This window comes from Woeseia oceani, assembly GCF_001677435.1.
GTDB lineage: Bacteria > Pseudomonadota > Gammaproteobacteria > Steroidobacterales > Woeseiaceae > Woeseia > Woeseia oceani.
On sequence record NZ_CP016268.1, the window covers coordinates 1,077,399 to 1,103,600 of the forward strand.

The 26,202-nt window shown below is 57.1% G+C and carries 18 protein-coding genes; 10 read left to right on the top strand and 8 right to left on the bottom strand.

The annotated features are described in order from the left end of the window. Positions 1-29 precede the first annotated feature (29 nt). From BA177_RS04580 to BA177_RS04590, 3 genes are all read right to left on the bottom strand, one after another. Positions 30-1,313 carry an amidohydrolase family protein gene (locus BA177_RS04580; RefSeq protein ID WP_068613476.1) on the bottom strand — a complete coding sequence of 428 codons (1,284 nt, stop codon included), beginning with the start codon at positions 1,311-1,313 and terminating at the stop codon, positions 30-32. After that, entirely contained in the window at positions 1,310-2,365 is a 1,056-nt protein-coding gene (gene speB, locus BA177_RS04585) for an agmatinase (RefSeq protein ID WP_068613479.1), read from the bottom strand. Before speB ends, BA177_RS04580 begins: the two co-directional genes overlap by 4 nt. Before the next feature lie 97 nt (positions 2,366-2,462). Further along, on the bottom strand, positions 2,463-3,842 hold the full coding sequence (locus tag BA177_RS04590) for a sodium:solute symporter (protein ID WP_068613482.1): 1,380 nt from the start codon (positions 3,840-3,842) through the stop codon (positions 2,463-2,465). Positions 3,843-4,268: 426 nt separating this feature from the next. Here BA177_RS04590 and BA177_RS04595 point away from each other — a divergent pair, with 426 nt between their 5' ends. The 8 genes from BA177_RS04595 (at position 4,269) to BA177_RS04630 (ending at position 16,730) form a co-directional block, all read left to right on the top strand. Next, positions 4,269-7,106: a TonB-dependent receptor plug domain-containing protein gene (locus BA177_RS04595; protein WP_068618897.1), complete on the top strand. Its 2,838-nt coding sequence runs from the start codon at positions 4,269-4,271 to the stop codon at positions 7,104-7,106. A 210-nt stretch (positions 7,107-7,316) separates the two neighbouring features. Continuing rightward, the gene (locus tag BA177_RS04600; protein WP_082990279.1) at positions 7,317-9,068 is read left to right on the top strand and encodes a DUF1592 domain-containing protein; all 1,752 of its coding nucleotides are present in this window, start codon (positions 7,317-7,319) and stop codon (positions 9,066-9,068) included. Between the two features lie 23 nt (positions 9,069-9,091). Next, the gene (locus BA177_RS04605; RefSeq protein ID WP_068613489.1) at positions 9,092-10,426 is read left to right on the top strand and encodes a DUF1552 domain-containing protein; all 1,335 of its coding nucleotides are present in this window, start codon (positions 9,092-9,094) and stop codon (positions 10,424-10,426) included. 164 nt (positions 10,427-10,590) lie between these two features. Then, on the top strand, positions 10,591-11,916 hold the full coding sequence (locus tag BA177_RS04610; RefSeq protein ID WP_197493336.1) for a COG4315 family predicted lipoprotein: 1,326 nt from the start codon (positions 10,591-10,593) through the stop codon (positions 11,914-11,916). Beyond that, entirely contained in the window at positions 11,916-13,133 is a 1,218-nt protein-coding gene (locus BA177_RS04615; RefSeq protein WP_068613495.1) for a hypothetical protein, read from the top strand. Before BA177_RS04610 ends, BA177_RS04615 begins: the two co-directional genes overlap by 1 nt. Positions 13,134-13,255: 122 nt before the next feature. Further along, a complete protein-coding gene (gabT, locus tag BA177_RS04620; RefSeq protein WP_068618900.1) occupies positions 13,256-14,560 on the top strand; it encodes a 4-aminobutyrate--2-oxoglutarate transaminase in 1,305 nt (434 codons plus the stop codon). 57 nt (positions 14,561-14,617) lie between these two features. Beyond that, positions 14,618-15,025: a c-type cytochrome gene (locus BA177_RS04625; protein ID WP_068613498.1), complete on the top strand. Its 408-nt coding sequence runs from the start codon at positions 14,618-14,620 to the stop codon at positions 15,023-15,025. Between the two features lie 238 nt (positions 15,026-15,263). Continuing rightward, a complete protein-coding gene (locus BA177_RS04630; RefSeq protein WP_082989871.1) occupies positions 15,264-16,730 on the top strand; it encodes an NAD-dependent succinate-semialdehyde dehydrogenase in 1,467 nt (488 codons plus the stop codon). A gap of 407 nt (positions 16,731-17,137) precedes the next feature. Here the strand turns inward: BA177_RS04630 and BA177_RS04635 are convergent, their stop codons facing one another. Continuing rightward, positions 17,138-17,755: a glutathione S-transferase family protein gene (locus BA177_RS04635; protein WP_068613504.1), complete on the bottom strand. Its 618-nt coding sequence runs from the start codon at positions 17,753-17,755 to the stop codon at positions 17,138-17,140. A gap of 205 nt (positions 17,756-17,960) precedes the next feature. Continuing rightward, a complete protein-coding gene (locus BA177_RS04640; protein WP_068613508.1) occupies positions 17,961-19,337 on the bottom strand; it encodes a glutamine synthetase family protein in 1,377 nt (458 codons plus the stop codon). A 426-nt stretch (positions 19,338-19,763) separates the two neighbouring features. Between BA177_RS04640 and BA177_RS04645 the strand changes: the two genes are divergently transcribed. Next, entirely contained in the window at positions 19,764-20,459 is a 696-nt protein-coding gene (locus BA177_RS04645; protein WP_082989872.1) for a M15 family metallopeptidase, read from the top strand. A 176-nt stretch (positions 20,460-20,635) separates the two neighbouring features. On the opposite strand, the gene BA177_RS04650 is transcribed toward BA177_RS04645, so the two are convergent. The 3 genes from BA177_RS04650 to glgA are packed head-to-tail and all read right to left on the bottom strand — an operon-like array spanning position 20,636 to position 24,896. Next, the gene (locus BA177_RS04650; protein ID WP_068618904.1) at positions 20,636-22,183 is read right to left on the bottom strand and encodes a peptide ligase PGM1-related protein; all 1,548 of its coding nucleotides are present in this window, start codon (positions 22,181-22,183) and stop codon (positions 20,636-20,638) included. A gap of 23 nt (positions 22,184-22,206) precedes the next feature. Continuing rightward, entirely contained in the window at positions 22,207-23,433 is a 1,227-nt protein-coding gene (locus BA177_RS04655; protein WP_197493337.1) for an ATP-grasp domain-containing protein, read from the bottom strand. Continuing rightward, positions 23,430-24,896, bottom strand: a complete 1,467-nt coding sequence (glgA, locus tag BA177_RS04660) for a glycogen synthase GlgA (protein WP_068613509.1) — start codon at positions 24,894-24,896, stop codon at positions 23,430-23,432. Before glgA ends, BA177_RS04655 begins: the two co-directional genes overlap by 4 nt. 88 nt (positions 24,897-24,984) lie before the next feature. On the opposite strand from glgA, the gene BA177_RS04665 reads away from it, so the two are divergent. Then, positions 24,985-26,202, top strand: a complete 1,218-nt coding sequence (locus BA177_RS04665; RefSeq protein ID WP_068613512.1) for an ATP-grasp domain-containing protein — start codon at positions 24,985-24,987, stop codon at positions 26,200-26,202.

Below are 26,202 nucleotides of genomic sequence, written 5' to 3' on the forward strand. Positions count from 1 at the left end.
GCGGCGGGTGACGTAGTGCAATTGCAACGCTAGGGCAGTTCGGCCCGATCGACCGGTTTTCCGCGCAGGTAAACGGCAGCAATTGTGCGGGTGTTCGTAATGTCGTCCAGCGGATTGCCCTCCAGCACTACAAAGTCGGCGGACATGCCAGGTGCCAGCGTGCCACGATCGGCGAGCTGCAGAAATTCAGCCGCGTTGCGAGTTGCGGCAAGGATGACATCCAGGGGGCTCATGCCCGCAGCGACCATGTCGGCCATTTCTTCGTGAACAGACCACGGTTTGTCACCGCCCGGAAAATCAAAACTGGTATCTGTGCCAAGTACGATTAGCGTTCCATGCCTGTGCATGCGCAACAAATTGCGTGCCTGCAAATCGAAAAAGGCACGGGCATCCGCGTCTCTATTGCTGGCCTGTTCAAGCTTCTCGATCTCGGTCGCTGCAACCAGCGGAGCGAGCCACTGGTAATCTGTTGCGACGCCGCGTGCCGGCAGATTCGGGTTCAACACCACCGGGTTCTGCGCAAGGAGTTGCATGAACTCGTCATCGATATCGCGATCGCGTATGCCGTGTGCAAATGCATCGACACCTGCTCGTAACAGGCCCTTGGCATCGCTCAGTTCGAAAACGTGTGCCGTCACCTGGCGATTGCTGGCATGGGCTTCTGCAATTACGGCGCTGTACAACGGACTGTCCAGTTTCGGGTAGCGATCGTTCCTGTCGTCTACCCAGATTTTGATCAGGTCGACACCGCGTGTGACGTTGTCGCGGACGGCGTCGCGTCCCTCCTCAGGGCTGGTGATCCAGATCGGTGCCGTTTCCCGGCCAACTTCGGGTGCGGTTATGCCGCGCCCTGCAGTAAGAATGCGGGCCGCACCGTCCACCGGCTGGTCGCGAACATCGAAAGCGGCGTCGCTGGTATCAACCCCCAGACTGGCAACCGTGCCGACTCCAAACACGGCGAGACGGCGCAGGTCACGAAGCAAACTCTCGCGTGACTGATTTGTGTGAGCATGGGTGTCGATAAACGCAGGTACAATCGTCTTGCCTTGGGCATCAATACGTCGTGCACCCGCCGGTACTGCAATACCTGCGCCAACCTGCAGTATCGAGTTGCCGTCCAGCAGTAACGTGGCTGACTCGATAGTTCCGAGGTTCGTTGCAGTTACCAGGCGTACATTCTCGAACGCCGTTAACCTGGCAGCTGTTGACCCTTGTTCGCCGTCAGCCGCGCTGCCGGACGCATACAAGCCGAATGCGGCAGCGGAGAGTAGCGCTGCTAACCTGTTTGCTCGCTTATCCGGGATGTGTTTCATTTGCGTTGCCCGGTTAGCGCCGGGCTGAATACCATCAGACTCAATATTTCGAACAACAGTTGCGATCCTATGTGGGCCGTGTTCGTAGTTGCATCGTATTGCGGCGCGACTTCAACAACGTCACCACCGACGATATTCAGGCCCTTCAGACCGCGCAGTATTTGAATCGCTTCCCGGCTGCTCATGCCGCCGACTTCCGGCGTGCCCGTGCCTGGCGCGAAAGCCGGGTCCAGTGCATCGACGTCAAACGTGACGTACACGGGGCCGTCGCCAACAACTTCTCTCGCTTTCGCGATCACCGCGTCACAGCCCAATCGATTGATGTCTTCGATATGCATGACGGTCATGCCGGCATCTTCCGAGAACTCCCACAGGTATTCTGAGGAGCCGCGGATGCCTATCTGAATGGAGCGTGCGGGGTCGAGCACGCCGTCAAGCACGGCATTGCGAAATGGCCCGCCGTGGTGGAACTTCGAACCGTCGTATTCGCCGCCGGTATCGCAGTGCGCATCGAAGTGAATCATGCCGACTGGTTGGTCGCTGCCAAATGCGCGCAAAATCGGGTGCGTAACCGAGTGATCGCCACCGACCGCGAGTGGGACTACACCGGCTTTTACGATCCGGGTGAAAAACGATTCAATGTCGTCGTGACAGCTGTCGAGAGAAAAGCGGCTGCGAAACGGTACGTCGCCGATGTCACCGACGCGTAAATCACTGACGGGCATGCAATCAAGCTCGTGGTTGTAAGGACCGATCCGCTCGATGGTGCGCATCGCTCGTGGTCCGAAACGTGCGCCAGGGCGATTGCTTACGCCAAGGTCCATCGGTACGCCGACCAGGGCCACTTGCAGATTCTCGAAATTGTCACTGCTGGCTGCGCTAGGCATGTACGGAGCGGACAACAGCGTCGAAATTCCAGCGTAAGGTGCGTTGCGCGTGCCTTCCGCATTAAAGAGTTGTTCGGACACTCTTTGGAATATGGGGTTGAGCTCCTTTTCGCTGTGGCCATCCGTGTACTTGGAACGTAGCCGATCCAGGTTCTTGCGATCCATTCTGTGATCCTTGACTTGTCTCAATGCAGTCGGCGTTACAGCCGATTCGAGTTCGTAGTGAAAGTTGCTTACTCAGCGCCTCTGGTAATACCTGCACTCAGGCAGAGCTCTGTACTACCGCTGGGCGCTGCGTAAGCAGGCTGACAATGACGAAGCTCGCAAGGCCGATTGCGAGGCTGTAGTAAATGGGTGTGTTGGCATCGATACCATCGCGGAACATAAATATTGCAGCGGTTATGAAGCCAAGTGACATGCTGGCCGTCGCGCCAGCCGGTGTCGCCGCACGCCAAAAAATCGCGCCGATCAGCGGAATCAACATGCCGCCAACCAACATGTTGTAAGCAAGGGCCAGCGCGCTTAGTACGTCATCGACAACCAGGGCTACCACGAGTACGAGGGCGCCCGTAAACATCGTGCCGATTCGGTTGATTCGCAAACCGGACGGTTGGCCGCCGCGAAAACGCGGCAGCAGGTCTTCTGTGAAGGTGCTGGATGCGGCCAGCAATCCGGCGCTGGCCGTCGACATCATGGCGGCCATTGCCGCAGCGATCACGATGCTGCGAACGCCTTCCGGCAAGCTGGTCTGAATTACGGCGGCGTAGGCGTTGTTGACGTCGTCGAGATCCGGCAGCAAGACTCTGGCGCTCATGCCGATGACGGCGGCAGCAAGTCCGTAAAGTATGCAATACAGGCCCGACGCGCTGCCTGCATAGCGGGCAATCTTTGGGCTCCGGGCAGTAAACACGCGCTGCCAGATATCCTGGCCGATCAATACCCCGAATGTGTATATGAGAATGTAGGTAATGATGGTGTCAGTACCGATGGCCGTAAAGCTGAAAGCCGACTGCGGCAGTACCGCCATCAATTGATCCCAGCCACCGGCCTGGTTCAGCGACATCGGCAGCAACAGGAAAAACATGCCAACAGTGGCGATCATGAACTGGACCATGTCCGTCAACGTCAACGCCCACATGCCGCCTATTGTTGAATAGATTACAACGATGCCACCGCTCAAGAGAATGGCCGACCACAAGGGCAGGCCGAGAAATACCTGCAGGATCGTGCCTATACCCAGCGTGGATACAACGCCGATCATCAGCGCGTAGGCAAACATGATGACGGCACTGAGTTGCCGCGTGATCGGGTTGTAGCGGCGTTCGAGTACCTGCGTTACCGTGAATATCCGCAGTTTCATCAGCGGTTCGGCGAGGAACAGGTTGAGCAGGACGATGCCTATGCCCAAAGAAGCGCACAGCCAGACACCGGAGATACCGTGCACGTAGCCGAGACGCACGCCGCCGATGGTCGCGGCACCGCCCAATACAGTCGCGGCCATCGTACCCATGTATAATGACGGCCCAAGATTTCGGCCGGCGACAAGGTAGTCTTCTTGGGAGTCTGAACGGCGCATGCCGATCCAGCCTAATGTCAGCATTCCGGCCGCATACAGAACGATAACCACGATATCTACTAGCATCTATTAATCCCCCCGCAGGATTGTAATTGCCGTTGCCTGTGCAAGTTCTTGCATGGCCTGGCTTTTCTCTTTGTCCAAGTGCACGCCACAGCGAATGCTTCTGTGGGTGGAGTGATGTGTGCGTGTGAATCTATAGCCACTGTGCTGAGCGGTCAAAAGTACCGCCCGACACTGGTGGGGCACTGACGCGGTGAGCGACGGTGCGGTAAATTCTGTACCGGCACGAAATGTTGCAATTTGTTTAATAAAGACTAGTATAGTCGCATAATCGTTGGCGAACTGCACAAATAATTTGCCAAAGTTTACAAAAAAGCCTGAAATAACGCATAAGTATTTCCAAGCGGGGGACGAAAGATGGTGATTGAACGGACGGCGGCAACGCCTTTACTTACAGATGCTGCGCGCAAGGCGAGTCCAGTCGGGTCGATGACTCGCCTGCTGTCCGCTGTCGCAGTGTCGCTTGCGGTAGCAGCAGGCGGCAGCAGCGCAGCACTGGCACAGCAGCCCGCAGGCGCTGCTATAGAGGAAGTGGTCGTCACCGGCAGCCGCATCGTAAGGGACGGCTATGATTCGCCAACCCCAACGACGGTCGTGGGCAGCGAACAGATTCAAAGTCAGGCGGCACCAAACCTGATTGATTACCTCACCAATCTGCCAAGTTTTGCCGGCAACTACACGCCGCAAAGCAGCAGCCAGAACGTCAGTTCAGGCGCGGCCGGCACAGCTTCAGTGAATCTTCGCAATCTGGGCACCAACCGGACCCTGGTCCTGCTTGACGGGCAGCGTTCTGTGCCGTCAACCATTACTGGTCTGGTCGATGTCAACACAATTCCCCAGCAGCTGATCGAGCGCGTTGAAGTGGTAACCGGCGGTGCTTCTGCCGCTTACGGTTCAGACGCAGTCAGTGGTGTAGTCAACTTCATTCTTGATAAAGACTACGTTGGCTTTAAATCCGAATTGTCCGGCGGCATCACAAGCTACGGTGACAATGGCAACTTCAGTATCGCGATGACTGCGGGTACCGAGTTTGCGAATGGCCGTGGGCACCTTATTGTCAGCGGGCAGGAAAAGCGCCAGCACGGCGTCATCACCGGTGACCGTCCCTGGAACTTGCAGGGCTGGCAGATTATCAATAATCCGGACTACACGGATACGAATGGACAGCCACGGCGTTTGCTGTTGTCAGAGATTGCGCCGTCGAATGCAACGCCCGGTGGCCTGATCGTTGACGGCCCGCTGCGCGGGGTTGCTTTCGGTGAAGGTGGAACGCCTTATCAGTTCCAGTTTGGTCCGTTAATTTCCGGCAGTGCCATGCAAGGCGGCGACTGGGAAGACAGTTCGCTGCACCTGGTTGGTCAGTCTATCGAGCCGCGCATTGGCAGCCGCAACCTGTTCGCCCGCGCCAGCTTTGCATTGACTGACGCGGCGGAAATTTACTTCCAGTCCAACTGGTACAAGAACAGCAACTATTCGCACGCCTACCCGAATGACGGTTACTTCGGTGGCTTGATGATTCAGGCTGACAATCCGTTCATACCGGCCAGTGTTGCCGCGCAGATCGCGACGCTCGGCATTACCGAATTCGAAATGGGTCATTCATTGCGCGACATGGGTACCGTATCTATCGACACGGGCCGCGTCGTGACGCGCAACGTACTGGGCATTACCGGTGACTTCGACGCGTTCGGTTCCTCCTGGGGCTGGGATGCGTACTATCAGTACGGCGTTTCCGAAGGTTCCGAGTCCGCGTACAACTCGTCCAATCTGGTTGCTGTTGACGAAGCCATGGATTCGGTTATCGATCCGGACACCGGCGCCATTGTTTGCCGTTCAAGCCTGACCGATCCTGGCAATGGCTGCGTACCCTACAATCCGTTTGGTATCGGCGTGAACACGTCAGCTGCGCTTGACTACGTGGTCGGCGACGTATCGCATCGTGATCAGAAATTTGTTCAGGAATCGGCCGGTGTCGCCGTACAAGGCGCGCCGTTCACGAACTGGGCTGGGGACGTATCGTTCGCAACCGGTCTGGAATACCGCAAGGAAAAATCATCGGGTGCTTCGACCGAGCTTGACCTGCAGCGCGTATTCTTCGCCGGCAACTACCGACCGACGTTTGGCGAATACGATGTTACCGAACTGTTCATGGAAACGATCGTACCGCTGGCCGTTGACAGGTCCTGGGCACGCGCTCTCGACCTGAACGCTGCCGTTCGTTTCACCGACTACAGCACCTCGGGCTCCGTGGAGACGTGGAAAGCCGGTCTGACCTACATGCCGATCGATTCGCTGACATTGCGCACCACCGTGTCACGCGATATCCGCGCGCCGAACCTGAGTGACCTGTTCAACGCAGGACTCAGTGTTAACCAGAACGTCATCGATAATGCGACAGGCAACTCCGTAACCACCGAGAACATTACCGGCGGTAACACCGCACTGCGGCCTGAAATTGCTGATTCCTTTGGTATTGGCCTCGTGTTCCAGCCTGAGTTCCTGCAGGGCTTCAGCGCTTCAGCTGACTACTGGGAAATTGACGTGTCCGACGCAATCAATACGGTTTCGGCACAGAACATCGTCGACCTTTGCTTCCAGGGGAACACAGACTTTTGTGCGGCCATCAACAATGGCAGCCCATTGCGGGAGACGACGGGCTCGGATCGAAACACGATTCGCATTCAGCCTTTCAACCTGGCGCAACAGCTGGCCAGTGGCGTGGACCTCGAAGCCAGCTACGCGTTGCCGGCACAAGTCTTCGGCGGCGACATCGGCATGCGCTTCCTGGCGACACACTTCATCGAGAACTACCGCGATGACACGTTGACCCAGCCTACCGATACCGTTGGTGAGAACCGTGGCAGTGGTCCACCGGACTGGCGCTGGAATGCATCGCTTAACTTCAGTCGCGAAACCTTCTCGGCGACCTTGAACGCTCGCGGCGTCAGCGACGGCGTGTTCAGCAATACGCAGATTGAATGTGTATCGGGTTGCCCGGTTTCTACGATTGCGAACCCGACAATCAATGTGAATCACCTGTCCGGTGCTACTTACCTGGATTTGTCGTTGAGCAAGACCACCTACGCCGGTAGCGATAACGGCATTGAAGTGCAGTGGTTCCTGAACGTGAAGAATCTCGCGAACAAGGATCCGGTACTGGCAGTAGGTGGTCCGGGTGGTATTCCTTACGATACCGTTTCGACCAATGCGGCAAACTACGATACACAAGGCCGGGTATTCCGGGCTGGTGTTCGGGTGTCGCTGTAAGTTATTGAATTGATTGGCTGTCTGGTGCAGCAAGGGGTTGCGCCAGACGGACCAGTCGAGGCCGGTCGCACGTTGCGATTTGTTTTTCTTCGCGTAGTATCAGCGAAGAATTTGGGCCAAAGATTAAGTGTGACAATCAGATTGTTTGTATCGGGCCGTTTTGCAACCCGACTTTCAGATCAAGGTCCATTCGAGCCGGGGGGCTCCAGCATGCGCCAGTACGAAAACAAGACTCCATCCGGAACGGCAGAAGTCGCTGTTCCCGCTTTGGCCGACCAGCCCCGTCAGGGTGCCTTGGCCGGCTGGTTGGTAATGGCGGCTGCCACCTTGCTGACAGCCTGTGGAGGAAGCGAGCTGGCTGAACCGGAAAGTTCGGGCACACCGCTGCGCGTTCGCCTGATGACCGGCGAGCAGTTCTCCAACACGATGGCTGATATTTTCGGGGCGGATATCAGTAATGCCGTCCCCGCACCCTTGCCACCGCTGACGCGAACCGATGGTCTGCTCGCGTCCGGCGCTGCGTCGGTCGGGTTGACCTCGGACCAGGCGCAGCAGTTGCAGCAAGCCGCAACGGCGATAGCCGCGAAAGTGGTGGACAAGAAGCACCGCGATTTCCTGATTCCCTGTAAACCCGAATCACTGACCGAGCCGGACAATCTCTGCGCCACCGAGTTTCTGAAAGAAACGGGCCGGCTGCTGTACCGCCGCCCGCTCGATGAAATGCATGTGTCGGTGTTGGCGGACGTAGCGGCCGATGGCGCACTCCAGACGGATGACTTTTACGCGGGACTGGCCGTTGCACTGGAAGTCATGCTCATCAGTCCGGAAGTCATCTTTATCGTAGAGTCCTCCGAACCTGATCCCGACAATCCGGGGCAGGAACGTCTGGATGCATTTACGCTCGCGTCGCGCTTGAGCTTTTTCCTGTGGAATTCGGCGCCCGATGCGGAGTTGCTGGATGCTGCTGAGAACGGCGAACTCGATACGGAGGATGGTCTTGCCAGAACCGTGGAGCGCATGCTGTCCAGTTCGCGACTTGAAGACGGCCTGCGTGCATTCTTTGACGACATGATGGAATTCGACGACTTCGCGAGTCTGGCAAAAGACCCTGTCGTTTACCCAACGGTCACCGGTGCGACACTCGCTGATGCCCGCGAACAGACATTACGCACAGTGATCGACCATGTGCTGATACGCGATCTCGATTACCGCGACCTGTTTACGACGCGAAACACGTTCATGTCGATGAATCTCGCGGCAATATACGGTGTACCCACCAACAACGGATGGGTGCCCTATGAGTTTCCGGAGGACAGTAAGCGTGCGGGTTTGTTGACACAAGTCAGCTTCCTTGCCGCGCATTCGCACTCAGTGCGCAGTTCACCAACCTTGCGTGGCAAAGCACTGCGCGAGCTGTTTTTGTGCCAGGTTGTGCCGCCTCCGCCGCCCGATGTTGACTTTTCATTGCTGGAAGATGCCGGTGATGTAGCGACGGCCCGAGAGCGTATTGATATTCACACCACCAACCCATCGTGCGCTGGTTGTCATTTGATCACCGACCCGATTGGTCTGGCGTTGGAGAATTTTGACGGCGCCGGCAACTACCGGGAGAAAGAAAATAATGTCGTGATCGACACGACCGGAGTGCTGGACGGCGTCAATTACGGTGATCCGGACGGTCTCGCGGTTGCGTTGCGTGACCATGAAAAGTTGCCGACCTGCCTGGTCAATCGCGCGTACGCCTACGGTACTGGTGGTCCGGTGGACATGCGCAGTGACCGCGAGGTTCTCGAATTCTTTGAAGCACGTTTTGTCGAACAAGGTTACAAAGTGAAAGACCTGTTGCGCGACATTGCAACGAGTCAGGTGTTCAAACAGGTACGCCCCGGTAACCGCTCAGAAGCTGTTGTCGCCAGTGCGAGCAGCATTGTGCAGTCGCACCTTGCCCGTACCCCGAACTAGATTGAGGACAAGGAGGTAGTCGAATGAAAAAGCTGAACAGACGTCGGGTTTTGAAAGGAATGGTGAACGGCACGGCAGTCACCATCGGCCTTCCGCTCCTTAATTGCTTTCTGAACGACAACGGCACCGCGCTGGCATCCGGCGCGCCGATACCGACCCGATTCGGCACCTGGTCCTGGGGACTGGGCATGAATAAAGAGATCTTCGTGCCGAAGACCACCGGGACGAATTACGAACTGCCGCCAGAAGTGGCTGCGCTGAAGCCGGTTCAACAGCACATCAACATGTTTACCAACTACCATGTGTTCAAAGATGCGGCACCGAATCTTTGTCACCACACGGGCTGGGTAATCCTGCGGTCCGGTATCGCACCGTTAACGAGTGCGAACCGGCCGGGCGAAACCATTGACGTTACTGTCGCCAAGAAGATTGGCAACAGCACGCGTTTCCGTATTCTGAGTGCGACCGCGACGGGCGACGTGCGGGACAGCTTCAGCTACGAAAACGGCAATTCTGTTAACGCTCCGGAGTGGTCGCCATTGCGGTTCTACGAACGCCTGTTTGGCGGCGACTTTCAGGACCCGAATGGTGCGGAGTTCAAACCCGACCCACGCGTACTTGTCCGCAAGAGCGCGCTGTCACACGTGTTGGAAGAAACCCGCAAGCTGAGCAAGGAACTGGGTACCGAAGACCGTGCACGGCTGGACCAGTACTTTACCGGCCTGCGTGACCTGGAACGTCGCTTCGACCTGCAATTGACCAAGCCGGATCCGCGTGAAGCGTGTGTGGTAAGCCCGCGGCCTGAAGACCTGCCTACCGGTCTCGACGCCGATCTCGTTGCCAAGCGTCACCGCATGATGACCGATCTGATGCTAATGGCGGTGGCTTGCGATCAAACGCGGGTCTTCAACATGTTTTATGCCGCCGCGTTCTCGGCGACCACGAAGCCCGGCTATGACAAGCCGCATCACACTGCCACTCATGAAGAAGCGGTGGTCGAAGAAGAACATTGCCAGCCGAACGTCTCGTGGTACACGCGCCGCGCGATGGAAGAGTGGTCGTACTACGTTCAGTCGCTGGCTAACTTCAAAGAAGGCGACGGCACGATGCTGGACAACGTTTTTGTCTATGCATCGACGGATCAGTCGTTTGCCAAGATTCATTCCATCGAAGGTATACCGATGTTCAGTGCGGGTCGTGCCGGTGGCCGTATCAAGTCGGGAATGCATCTGGACGGTGGCACAAGTCCGGGTACACGACTGGGCTATACGGCACTGCGACTCATGGGCGTTGATGTACCGTCCTGGGGTGATCAGAGCAACAAAACGTCCAATGAGATCAGCGAGATCCTCGCCTGACGGCATAAGCTATTCGATTTGTCCGCACGCCCCGGCGCGCTCCTGGTAGCGGCGCCGGTTGCGTGTTGATGGATCCGGGAATTCATATGTTTGCGAACGAAAACAGGTGCCATACGCGTGCCGGCTGCCTAACGACGATGCTCACAGCGTGCACCGCTGTGCTGATGTTTGCACTGTCACCGCTGTCACTGGCTGACCATCATCTGGCTGGCGAATCCGCCATGCTGGAAGCCTACGTTGACGAACCGATGCCCGCCGGCTTTCGTGTTGAACACACGGAAACAGAAGGCCCGGTCTTCGCCGACGAGCAAGGGCGAACCTTGTACAAGTGGCCATTGTCGCGTTTGCGCAATGGCTACAGTGGTGAGGCTCCGGGCAAACCCGGCTGCTACGACGAAGTACTGACGGTGACGGCGGGTTTGATGAGCCCTTACCCCCCGGGCGTCACACTGCCGGACCTGGATACTCGCCCAAGTTGCACTGACTTGTGGCCACCGGTATTTGCCGCGGATGATGCAGAAGACATTGGCGAATGGACGATTCTCGAGCGCAAAGACGGGTCCCGGCAATGGGCCTACGACGAGCAGCCCCTGTATACGTCCGTTCTCGATGTTGAGCCGGGCGATGTTTACGGCGGTTCAACACGGCGTAGCGGCGGAGATTCTCCGGCGGTACGGGTGCCGATCAAACCCAGTCCCGAAGTTCCGCCGGGGTTTGACGTGCGCACGACAACCATTGGCCGTATGTTGACCACGGACAAGAACGAGTCGATCTACGCGAACGAGGGTGATACGGCTGACAGTACCGTCTGCGATCACGAATGCGCGCAGGTCTGGAATCCGGTGATCGCGCCGTCAATGGCCAGACCGTTGGGGGACTGGACCACGTTTGAACGTTCGCCAGGTTTGTTTCAGTGGGTGTACCGGGGCAAGCCTCTCTACACCTATGCCCGGGACTCTGGCTCCTGGAGCCAGTTGGGCAGCGACGAGCCAGGCTGGTCGAATGTCTTTACGCAGCACACGCCAGAGCCTCCGGCGAGCTTTACGGTTCAGGAGACGCTGGTTGGCCAGGTGCTCGCTGATCGCCGGGGTATGAGTATATACACTTACATATGTGGCGATGATTCGATGGACCAGTTGAGTTGTGATCACCCCAGCGACACACAAGTCTACCGACTTGCGATGTGCGGTGGCGGCGACATCGAGAAATGCCTGCTGCACTGGCCGTACGTCGAAGCGGGTGCCAGCGAAACCAGCGATAATCGAACCTGGAAGATTGCCCTTATCGACCCACAGACCGGCCGTTACGCCAGCGAGGGGCAGGAAGGCGCGCTGCGAGTATGGACATACCGGGACCGACCGGTTTACACCTATGGCGGTGACGAGAAACCCGGCGACCTGAACGGTGCCGGGACAGGCGAATGGCGCGGTCAGCGAAACGGCCTCAAGGCATTCTTTGTAAGAGATGACTACTTCAGGGGGATACTCTGATGGCGAAAGATACGAACAACGGTAGTTTGGCTGCGCTGATGCCGCGTAATCGTGCTGGATCGCGTAGTGTGCTCGCGGCAGTGGGCTGCGCTGCGCTGGGACTCTTGTTCAGTTCTGTCAGTATGGCGCAGGAGAATGCGGCACCGCCCAACGGCACTATTGGCTTCGCCTTGACGGACTTGTTCTGGTCGGTCTATCAAACACCGAATGCCAAAGAAGAATGCCCGCAAGGCTTCAATGACGGGCCGCGGGAACAGTACGACATACTGTACCCGGATCCGGCCAAGCGGACCGTGGTCAATACGCGCCTGGCCCGTGAAATTGAAACCTGGCACCCGACCACGGAGCCCGAAGACTTTGTGTTCCACTCGGCATCAGGTCCGTATTCCTACGGACTGAATCTGGACGGCAAAGTTGACGAAAACGACTACCAGCACCCAAACGGCGAACAAGGCATCGACAACCAGGTGTATCGCGCCGTTGGTTGCATCATCGGTTTTCGTGGTCCGGACGGTGTCGAGTACATTTTCCAGAACAAGGCGATCACAGACGCCGTTTACAACCGGACGATGTTCGAGTTGACCGGCGTCGATGACCTGCAGAACGATGACCACGTCGTAATGACGATTTATCGCGGCATGGATAAGTTGCTGACTGATGCAACTGGCGACAAGGTGATTGCGGGTGGATCGCAGCGAATCGATACCCGCTGGGGGCGGCGTCTCATCCAGCAGACCACTGGCAAGATTGTTGACGGTGTTCTGACGACCGAGCCAGTGGCAGAGATGCTCATTCCGTGGATGAACCTGGGCGTACCGACATTCCAGTTGATTCGGGACATGCGGGTGCAGTTCAACCTGACGCCAACGGGTGCTACAGGCGTCATTGCCGGCTATGCGGATGTTGATACCTACTACAAGCAGTTGATTCGTAATGATTCAACGCACCATCTCAGCAACGGCCAGATTTCCGGTGTGTCTTTGTACAAGGCACTACGCCGCTTTGCGGATGCCTATCCGGATCAGAATACGGGTGAAAACACCGCAATCTCGACCTCACTGGATGCGAAGCTGACTCAGGTCTATATTGTTCACCCGGACGGCGATGAAGCGAAAGCGGCTTTGCTGCAGGAGGTCAGGAACGGCAGTCTGTCAGCGTCAGCGACGGGTGCAGAGGTCCTCAAGGGCGAACGCACCAGCGGTTCGGATTCACGATAGAGTTAAACAGGAAGCTAGCAACGGTTACTGGTAGCTGATCCGCGCAACATTGCACCCGTTCCCGAGCTTGACCGGCTGGCCCGCTCATGCTCGGGAACGGGCTATTTTCACGGAATATCATCATGCAAGAACTTGCCAAAAAAGAATCAACGGGCGCGACTTTACTGGAGCGTCGCAGCAATGCAGTCGCACACGGTGTAGCGACCGCAACGCCGTTTTTTGCCGATACGGCCGAGAACGCGGAAATCCATGATACCGAAGGGCGACGCTATATCGACTTTGCGAGTGGCATCGGCGTGCTTGCGACGGGTCATCGTCATCCCCGGATCATGGAAGCGGTTCAGCAGCAGCTCGGACGCTTCAGTCATACCGCTTTCCAGGTCATGGCTTACGAGTCTTACGTGGAACTGGCGGAGCGCCTGAATGCGATCGCACCCATAGCGGGTCCGGCAAAAACTGCCCTGTTTACGAGTGGCGCAGAGGCTGTTGAGAATGCAGTCAAAATCGCTCGCTGCGCGACCGGCCGGCCCGCGGTAATCGCGTTTGGCGGAGCCTTTCACGGCCGGACGATGATGACCTCGGGATTGACCGGCAAAGCGGTACCGTACAAGGCCATGACCGGCCCGGTTTCGCCTGAGATTTTCCGTGTACCGTTTCCTGTCGAGCACCGGGGAATCAAGCTGGAAGACACACTCGCCGCCGTGCAATCGCTGTTCAAGTGCGACGTTGACCCGTCACGGGTTGCAGCAATCATCATCGAGCCGGTACAGGGTGAAGGCGGCTTCCACGTCGCGTCGACTGAGCTGATGCAGGCTTTGCGCGCTGTTTGCGACCAGCACGGCATTTTGCTGATCGCCGATGAAGTGCAATCCGGCTTCGGGCGTACCGGCAAGGTGTTTGCAATCGAACACACCGGCGTCAAGCCGGACATGATTACCGTGGCCAAATCCCTCGCCGGTGGCTTTCCGTTGTCAGGCGTGATTGGCCGTGCCGAAGTCATTGATTCAGTGCCGCCTGGCGGACTCGGTGGCACCTATGGCGGCTCACCCATAGGCTGCGCAGCAGCGCTCGCGGTGCTCGACGTTATCGAAGAGGAAAAACTGCTGGAGCGTGCCGAAGCTATTGGCCAGAGCATCCGTTCCAAGCTGGCTCCTCTGATGCAGACAGGCAGCGGCGCGAATATCGCCAACTTGCGCGGCCAGGGCGCCATGCTGGCGTTCGATATCGTCAAGCCATCGACAACTTACGAACCGGACGCGGAGCGTGCAAAACGTATCGTTGCCAACGCGCTGTCCAACGGCCTGATTGTTCTGACCTGCGGAACGTACGGTGACACAGTGCGTATCCTGACGCCTTTGACAATCGCAGACGAAATGCTTGAACAGGGCATGGATATTCTTGTAGCGTCTATTCGGGCCTGCGAGTAGCTGTTTGCGACTGGCCGTGGCTTAACCCTATTAGGTATGACTGGAGTTACTACAACAATGAATTTACCAAAAAGCTTCGCTGCCAGTGCGGTAGCGGCGGTCCTGATGGCCGCTTTATCGGCTTGCGGATCCGCTCCGAAAGGCGATGTTGCCCACGGCGCAGAGCTCTACGCTCAATGTTCTGCTTGTCATGCAATGCAGGAAAATAATCTTGGCCCGGCACACTGCGGCCTGTTCGGGCGCAAAGCGGGTACGGTACCCGGCTTTGGCTATTCCAGCGCCATGCGCGAATCCGGTATCGTCTGGGATGAAAAGATCCTCAGTGAATTCCTGGTTTCACCGTTTTCCTATTTGCCAGGGACCGTTATGGGTTTTGCCGGTTTTCCGAATGAGCAGGACCGTCTTGACGTGATTGCGTATATGAAGCAGCAGACCAGCGACCCGTCAGTTTGCCCGACAAGCTGATTATGACGGGAGGGGCTCGGCCCCTCCCGTTTTCGCTTTTCCCGGAGCATTCAGTGATTGGACCTCGCGGCCCACTCCGAAAAACCTGAACCGTCAGACACCGCGACCATACCCGACTTTCATAACCCATTCCCCACATTGCCGGCTGACTCCCTGAGTCGGTCTTGCGCTTTCCTCCTACTCGGACAGTCAGCCTAGACCGTCTTGCGGGCGGTCGGCGTACTATCTGGAGCGACCCGTGAACATCAGCAACCTCGACGACAAACAACTGTTCCAGACCCGCGCATTCATAAACGGTGAATGGCAGGATGCTGACGATGGCTCGAGCTACAACGTCGATAACCCGGCAACCGGTGAGAGGATTGCGGACGTTGCTCGTTGCGGCGCTGGCGAAACCAGGCGCGCAATAGACGCTGCCAATGCCGCTTTGCCAGCCTGGCGGGCGAAGCCGGCCAAACAGCGGGCGGCACTGCTCCGGCGCCTGTTCGATCTGATGATGGCCGCGCAGGAAGATCTTGCGCAAATCATGACGGCTGAGCAGGGCAAGCCCATTGCTGAATCCCGCGGAGAGATCGCGTATGGCGCCAGTTATATCGAATGGTTTGCGGAAGAGGCCAAGCGCGTGTACGGCGACACCATACCGGCACCGGACAATGACAAACGCATCGTCGTCGTTCGTCAGCCTGTCGGTGTAGTAGCCTGCATCACACCGTGGAATTTTCCGAACGCGATGCTGGCTCGCAAGATTGCGCCCGCGTTGGCGGCGGGTTGCACGGTGGTCTGCAAGCCCGCCAACGAGACACCGTTGTCGGCAAATGCATTCGCAGAACTCACTCGTCGCGCCGGTATTCCGGCTGGCGTCGTGAACGTAGTGAGCGGCCAGACGGCCGATATAGGCAAAGAACTGACCGGCAACCCCATTGTTCGCAAGCTGACCTTCACCGGTTCTACACCGGTCGGCAAATTTCTTACCGCCGAATGTGCGAAAACCATGAAACGTACCTCCATGGAGCTGGGTGGGAACGCGCCTTTCATCGTGTTTGACGATGCCGACCTGGACAGTGCGGTCGCAGGGGCTATTGCCAGCAAGTTCCGCAATGCGGGTCAAACCTGCGTTTGTGCCAACAGAATACTTGTGCAGGATGGCATCTACGATGAGTTCATCGAGAAATTGGCCGCTGCAACGCGTGAATTGAAAGTGGGTCTGGGCTCGGAAGCAGGTATCGATATCGGCCCATTGATCAACGCCAAGGCTGCGAACAATGTCGTGTCGTTGATAGACGATGCCAAAGAGCACGGTGCGAGAGTGGTGATTGGCGGCGGTTACGCTTCGGCAGGCCAAAACTTCGTGCAGCCGACAGTATTGAGCAACGTCAACCAGAAAATGCGCGTATTCCACGAAGAAATATTCGGACCGGTCGCGCCGGTATTCCGTTTTACCTCAGAAGACGATGCCATCCGCATGGCGAACGATACGCCGTTTGGTCTGGCCTGTTATTTCTTTTCCCGCGACATTGGCCGGGTCTGGCGCGTTAGTGAGGCGTTGGAATACGGCATCGTCGGGATCAACACCGGAATGACCACCAGCGAAACAGCCCCTTTCGGTGGCATCAAGGAGTCGGGCCAGGGACGTGAAGGCTCTAAATACGGCCTGGATGACTACCTTGAGATCAAATACCTTTGCATGGGTGGCATCAGTCACTGATCTGCGCCTGGTATTGGCGGGCTGTTAGGCGGCAAGGTGGTGTTCGCAATGCCCGACTGCGACCCTGATCACATTGTTGCGGGTATTGCCGGGTAGGATAAGCCGGGTACCCGATTGAGTCCTGGTACCGTCAAGCGCCTGCAGTGCAGGGCTGTGCGGTCTGCAGAGCCGAACAGGGCGACAGCGCCCCAGTCCGTGCAGGGCAACTATTTCACCGACCGTCAGCACCGAGCGTGGTCCCGGCCAGGAAGTGGGCAGCCAGCGAGGTCCGCAGGTTGCCGATCGAGGCGAGCCGTGCCCGAATGAACGCGGGTTGCCGTATTGGCTCTATCTTGACCGGTGACAGGCCTCGATGCGCAATTAGCCAGGTACTGCAGCCTGCAGAAGGCAACGGTATTCGCGCGCAGTTACCCGGCGGGCGGGTCCACATCATCCAGGGCATTGGCGCGCTGCAGTGCGTCGCGACCACTTATCCTGGACCAGTAATCCTCGAAGGCGGGTCGCTTATCGAGGGTGCCGAATTGCAATCCCCAGCCAACATGCGAGCCGACGTACACGTCGGCAGCAGAAAACGTATCGCCCGCGATGAACGGCCGTTCCTGGACCGCGGCTTCAAGTGTGTCGACCACTGTCGCCAACTTGCCGTAGCCAACCATGCGCTCCCGTTCAACGGGCACTTCCACTCCCAAAGCCTTGTTGTTTAACGCAGATTCCAGCGGCCCGGCAACAAAGAACAGCCAACGATAGTACGCGGCGCGTTCGGTCAGGGGCGGTGCCAGTCCTGAGTCCGGAAACGCGTCGGCGAGGTAGGCGCAAATGGCCGCACACTCCGTGATGATCGCAGAGCCGTGCTGCAATGCCGGGACTTTGCCCATCGGGTTTACGGCGAGGTATTCGGGCGACTTCATATCAGCACCGTACTCAAGGATCACAGTTCGGTAGGGAGCAGCAACCTCCTCGAGCATCCATCGCGCGATTCTTCCGCGGGACATTGGGTTTGTGTACAGCACGATATCCTGGGTCACTGTGGTCTCCAAATTCTGATAGGGCTAAAAGAAAGCAACCGGAAACAAGTAGCGGTCGCGAACCATTGTTAAGCGCAGGCACGCTGACTTGAATGACAACCGATTGCAACGACGTTATCAAGGCATGTCCCTGGTTGACGGCGGCACGACGCTAATAAACCAAAGGGTTGCCTATGCAGCTCTTGAGTGCCGATACCGATTGTGCTCAGACATTCAGGAGCAAATGCTCTCTTTCCCAGGGGCTGATTTCACGATGGAACTGACGCATTTCCTCGCGCTTTACCTCATCGTAAATCATGCAGAATTCCTGCCCGAGTATGTCGTGAACGGCATCAGCCGATTCGAACCGCCGCAATGCCTCGTCCAGCGTTGTGGGTATGTTGTAGGCGTCATCGTCAAGTTCGCCGGCAGCCGGTTGACCTGGCTCGGTTTTTTCCAGCAAGCCGAGGTAGCCACATGCCAGACCAACCGCTATCGCGAGGTAGGGGTTGCAGTCGACACCCACAACCCGGTTTTCCACGCGGCGGTTTTCGGCTGAAGAATTCGGCACTCGCAGACCGGTTGCGCGATTGTCGAAGCCCCAGGCGAAATTGGTTGGCGCACTGGAGTTGGAGTCTGCTTCGAAGCGCCGGTAACTGTTAACGTACGGCGCCATCAACGGTAACGCCTGCGGCAGGTATTTTTGCGAGCCGCCAATGAAATGCATGAATGATTCGCTCGCTTTGCCCTCGGCGTCACTGAAAATATTATTGCCACTGACCACATCGATAATACTCTGGTGCACGTGCATTGCAGAGCCGGGCTGATCTCGCATGGGTTTGGCCATGAACGTGGCGAACATTCCATGGTTCAGGGCGGCTTCACGGATAATACGTTTGAAGTAGAACACCTGGTCAGCGAGCAATACGGGGTCACCGTGAGTGAGGTTGATCTCAACCTGGCCTGCACCGTCTTCCTGAATCACCGTGTCGATAGTCAGACCGGCATGCTGTGCGTAATCGTAGATAGTGTCGATAACCGGGCCGTAATCGTCGACCGCGGACATGGAATAGGACTGGTTGCCGCTGCCGCGTCGGCCGGTACGGCCGATAGGCGACTGGATAGGTTCGTTAGGGTCGATATTGGGTTTGATCAGGTAGAACTCGAGCTCGGGCGCGACGACCGGCTTCCAGCCCTTGTTCGTATACAGCTGAACAACGTGCTTCAACACATTGCGCGGTGCGATCCGTACAGGGTTGCCGTCCCGGTCGAACAGGTCGTGAATAATCTGCAAGGTCGGTTCTTTGGCCCAAGGCACTGCTTTCGCGGTTGACATGTCAGCCTTCAGAACGAGATCACCTTCCGCCCACTGATTGGCGATGTCCATCTCAACATCGTGGCCGGTAATCGTCTGGTAGAAAATCGACACCGGCAAATACGTTTCGTGTTGCGGATCAAACATGCGTACGGGCATCGACTTGCCACGCGACATGCCGGCAAGGTCAGGAACTATGCATTCCACTTCGTCGACGTCCCGCCCATCTCGGTATCGTTGAAATGCTTCGGGGAGGTCTTGCAGCCATTCCTGATTGTGCCTTTGCATCCGAGGGACTCCGTAGTCTGACTTAGGTCGAAATTAGTGATAGTAACTGCTTATTCTGGCCGCTGTGCGCGGTTTTAAGTACTTTTTTCGTCGGGCGGGCCGCTGTTTCCGGTACAACATTTTGCTTGTCCTGCTCGTGAAACCGTATGTACATAGAGGTAACCCGATTTGCGAGGATCGGCTGCGTTGCGCCATGCTGAAACGGTAATTTGAAAAATGCGATTTTGCTCTATACTGACGCACGCTGAAATCCGACCCGCCTGTCACTGTAAAAGCCCAATCGGCTCAGTTGACATGGTTGGGCTGCCGGCTGCCGGCGCACGGTCTGAACAAGAACAACCTTGATCCTCGCGCAGTATTGCGCTGAGATGATGGTAGCAGTCACTTCGTATTCTTACAGCCTTGGCTTCTAACAATGGATGGCAAATGAAAAACTTCAATGTCGTACTCCTGGCCTGTGTTCTGTTCGCATCCGCCTACGGTTGCAGTCAACAATCCGTTCGTCAGGATGACGGGCGCGATGGTTTTGTTTACGTGCATGACGTTATCCCGGACGTGATTCTTGATGTGCGCTATCACTCCAACGACAACTTCATGGGCACTGTGGTGGATGGTTATCACCGCGATGTGATCCTGATCAGCAAGCCGGCTGCTGCTGCGCTATCGAAGGTACAAGACGATCTGCGGCAACAAGGTTTTGGCCTGAAGATTTTTGATGGCTACCGGCCACAAAAGGCGGTGAATCATTTCGTCCGCTGGTCCGAGAATCCTGCTGACCGTTTGACGAAGCAAACTTACTACCCGGACCTGCCGAAGGATCGTTTGTTCGAGTTAGGCTATATTGCGCGCAAATCCGGGCATACGCGCGGCAGCACACTGGACCTGACCGTCGTCAATCTGGCCAGCGGCGAAGAACTCGATATGGGCAGTCCATGGGATTTCTTCGGTGAAGTCTCGCACCATGATTCGCCGCTGGTCGACAGTACAGCCACCGCCAATCGAGAATTATTGCGGCAAACGATGGTGCGTCACGGCTTCTTGCCGTATGCCAACGAGTGGTGGCACTACACGCTGGCAAACGAGCCATACCCGGATACGTATTTCGATTTCAACGTGGAATAACCGGGCCGGCGCGCGAATCGCCTGAACTCACCGGGCAGCCACAACATGAAGCGTCGTTGCGGCCTGATCCATCCCAGCCGGGTTTTCCAGGTTGTTTGCAAGAGGGTCATGCACTGCTCGTCAGGGTGGCTGCGCACCCGCTTGTACGGTAAATCCGGTACGGCCCGGATCCCTGACTATTCCATACTCAGGTAGCGATCGAAAATTGGTGAGGCTTCGCCATGACCGGCGTCTCCGGTCTGCGCGTCCAGCAACGCCGTGGTTCTCTCAAACAAGTCCTGAGCGTCAGCTGCGCTGTCCCCGATCGCCGTCATGCCGATCTTGCCGTACTGCGACAACGCGCCAATCATGTAAAACAGCACCCCGGTGCCGGTCGTATGCCGAAAATTCAGTCCGTGCCGGGTGATGATTTCGAACAGGTCTTCCGGCAGCAAGCCACGGTATTCAGCGGACTTGAGATTGTCCGTCGCACTGTAGAATTTCGTTTGCTGATTCGGCGTACGAAAAAGGCCGCTCGATTCATCCAGTTGACCGCCGGTGAGGAACTCAAGCGCATGAAACGGTGGCGTCGTGCCACCCATTCGAAGATTGATTTCGATGGCGTACGATTGCCACTGGCCATTCGCATCACGACAGACCAGGAAGTCGATGCCGAACCGGCCTATCACGCCTTTTTCGCTCAGTGTACGGCCAATCTTGTTTGCCTCTTCCTGTAACAGCGAACGGTAGTCGTTGCTGGCCGGGAAGCGACAACCGAGATAAACCTGCCCGGTTGAGCCGCCCAAAACCTGTTCATGGCTGGAAACAATCGCGCTTTGCCCATCCGGGTGGATGCGCATTTGCACGCTGGGCGAACGTACTTCACGGGCGTCGATCATTTCTTCAACGATGCCGCCCATGATTGCAAATTTGCAAATGAACTCTGTGTAGCACTCGCTCAACGATGAGAAGCGCAGTGCATGCAGTGCCGTTCGAATAGCGTCAGTGCTGTTGTCATCGGGATAGTCAAAGAGCCCGTTTCCTTCACCGGAAAACCCTTCGTTCAGTTTGACGACTGCACGCCGGAGTCCCGGTCGCGCCGACTTCAGAGACTGCAGTGCATCGACTATGTCCTGTTCGTTGTACAGGTCTTCATAACCGGCGGGGTGTCTGACACCGGCTTCCGTGAAAGTCTTGCGACTGCCGCTCTTGGTGCCGAATGACAGCAGCTCGGGATCAACGCCATTCAGCGGTATGCCCAGGCTGACAGCGAGCCGCCGTTCAAGGTCGGTGGAGTTGTAGCAGGTCAGGTAGGCGCGCGAGGCATCGTCAATGCGACTGCGCAAGCGAGCCAGCATGCGCGGTCGTTCCAGTATCTTGGCCGTTAACGGGCGCGAACTGGCGTCATAGACTGACATCATGTGCAAGCGTTGCCGGGCGTGGCTGACCGGTATGCCCTCCAGCATCTGCAGGTAATAGTCGACAATTTCGGCATGCACTGGCTGGCTGGTGACGTAGATGACCCGTGCATTCGGGTTGCGCAGCCGGATCAGCGCAAATAGCAGGCGCTCTTCGTAATACGATGCGCCGGTTACCTTAGCGAGTTCTTCCTGATTAACACTAAGGGACGGCACGATGACCGATGTATGTTCGTACATCGGATCCGCCTTGATGTCCGCCCAAACCCGTCGCAGATTGGGTTTCAGTCGCGAGAATTCCTGTTTCTCTTTGGCTAGATCCGGCATATCGGGTCGGTTCCCCATGGTGTTCAGGATGCGTGGACAGTAATGGTCTCGCCGATGTCGTTCATGATACGGCGCAATTGATCGTAGTCCGGGTGGCGGACCCGCATCCATGCATTGGCCATGTAACCGGCTTCAACGGCTTGTGTCGGGGTGCCAGGTTCCGGGAAATGCGCGGCGACTACGCAGTCGCCGTAGCGATCGCTGATGTCATTCACGCCCGAGTAGCCATTGATGTGGCCGTCTCGTTCCGGCCGCAAGGCGATCATGCCGGCGGCGTAGCGGCGTGAAGGTTTGCTGTGTGGTCTGCCGTTGACGATCGCTGTAGCCCATTCGAAATACAGGTCGAATTCGTTGGCGGCATTATAAACGTCCCACTGACCGACGCCGGGCGGTCGGCAGCCTATCTCGGAGAACTTCAGGCCTTTGGGCCCATAGAACCACTCCATGTGAGTGGCCGATGTACCAATGCGCAGGATCTTGTTGACCTCACGGGCCATGGCGCGAACTTCGTTGTAGCCTTCCGCAGCGATACGGTTGGTCGTAATCATTTGCGGTGATATCCACCGTTCCCGCATGGCTTCCAGGACGTTGGGGTAGTAGTGCGTAATAAATTCGTGCGTGACGTTGCCGTTTATAGTCAAAGTATCGATGAAGCCTTCGTGGCCTTCAATGAATTCTTCGATGGCGACCTCGACGCCATTGCCGAGGCCGCATTCCTGAATGACCTGCTGCAGATGTGTTTCTTCCCTCACCTTGTAGGTAGCTGACGCACCGGCCCCGGCTGGCGGCTTGATAATCAATGGGTAGCCTGTACTGGCTGCGAAGTCGTAGGCGTCCTGCGCGCTGCGCGCCCGCGTCGACTGTGCGCAGGGTACACCCGCTGCACGCAATGCGTCTTTCATGGCGGGCTTGTCGCGGCAGAGAAACGCGGTCTCCACTGTGGTTCCAGGTATGCCGGTCGCTTTGCGGACATGTGCAGCAGCCATGATGTGCGCTTCAACTGTCGCTTCGAGCCGGTCCACCCACAGCACTTTCTGAATTCTGCGTACCGCCTCCAGCAGGGAGGGTTCATGTACTACCGAGCGTACCTGGACATAGTCGCCCAGCCACGTTTTCAATTCGTCGCTGAGATAATCTGCGGGACGTTCACCAATACCAATAACATGTGCACCGGTTTTGTACAGTGCACGCACAAACTCCCGTTGATTGAAAGGGAATGACGGCTCGATGAAGATGACGTTCAACGTCATGTACCGAGTTTGCGAAACAGTTCGGTATACAGTTGTGCCTGGCGAACCCAGGAGAAATCTTGTGCCATACCATTCTGTACGACCTGTTGCCAGAGTGGCTTGTTCTGGTACAAGTCCAGTGCGGTATTGATTGCCCAGGTCAGTGCCGCTTCGTTGTAGCTGTTGAAAACTATGCCGGTGCCACTGCCGTTCTCAGGGTCGATAAGTTGTACCGAGTCCGCCAGACCACCCGTTTTCCGGACTATGGGTACGGTGCCGTACTTCAGGCTGTACATCTGGTTGAGCCCGCACGGCTCGTACAGCGATGGCATCAGGAACAGGTCACTGCCTGCCTCAATCGCGTGTGCAAGACGTTCGTTGTAGCCACGATAAAAGCACACCTTGTCCGGGAACTTGCGTTGCAACCACTGGAAGAACTCTTCGTAGTGCGCTTCGCCGCTACCGAGTACGGCAAGCGAGAAATCGCGTGTAGCCAGTAGTGCGGGCAAGACCTGGTCGACGAGATCGATGCCTTTCTGGCTGACCAGCCGGGTGACGATACCGATCATTGGCCGGTCAGGCGTCACGGGTAACCCCAGGTCTAACTGCAACTGTTTCTTGCAAGTGGCTTTGCCACGCATGTCCTGCGCTGAGTACGTGGCGGCAATGCGCTCGTCCGTGGCCGGGTTCCAGTCGTTGTAGTCAACGCCGTTCAGTATGCCAACCAGCGTACTACTGCGCGCGCGCAGCAGATCCTGCAGCCCCATGCCGTACTCATCGGTCTTGATCTCTTCGGCATAGGTCGGACTTACCGTGGTCAGCACGTCCGCATGCAGTACACCGGTTTTCAGGAAATTGATGCGGCCGTTGCCCAAATCGTCCTGATGCAGTTCACTGACCGATCCACCGAGATCGAGGTCAGCAATAATGCCGGCCCCGAAAACGCCCTGATAACCGATGTTGTGTATGGTTAACACTGTGCGCGTATTGGCGAACAGCTTGTCCCATGAGTAGTAGGTTTTCAGGTAGAGCGGAATCAAGGCCGTGTGCCAATCGTGGCAATGCATGATGTCCGGGGCGAACTGCATGTGCTGGCACATGACGATCGCTGCGCGCGATAGCAGGATGAATCGAAGGTGTTCATCTTCGCTGTTGGTATAGATGCTGCCACGATCGTAAAGCTCCGGACATCGCAACAAGTAGATTGTCAACGTCGAGCCGGGCAATGTGGTCGAGTCGATTGAGAAATGCCCGTCGCGATGGCCTATACGAATTGCGATGTCCTGTAGCCCTTGTACCGGCGCAATGTCGAGCGCCTGCGTGTCGATGGAGTCGTAATACGGCATCAGGAGCCGAACATCATGGCCGGCATCGTGCAGTGTTGCTGACAATGCCGCGCTGACATCAGCGAGACCGCCGGTCTTGGCCAGCGGGGCGACCTCGGAACTGGCGAGGCAGATATTGAGTTTGCGGGTAGCGGGCACGTCGGGTCCGATGGCTGTTGTTTAGGTGCTATTCTAACCCGACACTACGGGCGCCGCTTCGCGCATTGCGAACAAAGGCTGTGATTCGATGAACGTGCTGATCCTGTCGCCGGGATATCCGGCCGATATGCCCGAGTTCACGCGCGGGCTGGCGGAATGCGGTGCCAATGTATTTGGCGTAGGGGATCAGCAGCCCGAGCAGCTTCCGCCACAGGTCCGTCGCTGCCTCTCCGCATATGTGCATGTATCGTCGCTCTGGGACAGCCAGCAGGTTATTGCTGCTATCCATGCCCAGTTGCGCGGTCATACCCTGGATCGTATCGAATGCCTTTGGGAGCCGGGCATCATGCTCGCCGCGGAACTGCGCCAGCAATTCGGCGTAGCCGGTTTGACGGTGGAACAGGCGCATCGCTTCCGGGATAAAGAAGCAATGAAGCTTGCGCTCGACGCAGCTGGCATTCGCACGCCTCACCACGTTGCCGTAAGCAGTATTGCAGCGTGCTGGGAAGCCGCGGACAGGATTGGCTATCCATTGGTCCTGAAACCCATCGCCGGCGCAGGTTCAGCAGACACTTATCGGGTTGCAAGTCGCGACGAGTTGCGTGCTGTATTGCCGCGGTTACGGCACGTGCCGACGGTCAGCGTCGAGGAGTTTATTGACGGAGAAGAGTACACATTCGACACCATCACTATCGACAACGAAGTCGCATACTACAACGTGGCATGGTATCGGCCCCGACCGTTGATAGCGCGTAGTCATGAATGGATCAGTCCGCAGGTAATCGCGCTACGCGATATTGCGAATCCCGAATTGCAAGCGGGTATCAAGATGGGTCATGACGTGATTAATGCGCTCGGCTTTGACAGTGGCTTTACACATATGGAGTGGTATCGGAAAGCAGACGGGGAAGTGGTCTTCGGCGAGATCGGTGCACGTCCGCCCGGGGCGCATCAGGTTGATCAAATGAAGTTCGCCTGTGACTTTGACGTATTTCGAGTCTGGGGACAGTCTGTGACTTCGCGGCAACTCGAGATGACGATTGAGCGCCGATATAACGTCGCGACGATCTACAAACGTGCGCAAGGCATGGGCAGGATTTCGCGAATTGAAGGTGCAGGGCAGTTGCAACAGCGGTTCGGCGAGCACGTCGTCTGGAACGCCTTGTCACAACCAGGTACCCCGCGGCGTGACTGGTTGCAAACCCTGGTATCTGACGGGTTTGTTATGTTGCGCCACCCGGATCTGGCGGAAACGCTATCGATGGCCGATGCCGTAGGCAGCGAGCTGCACCTGTACGCTGACTGA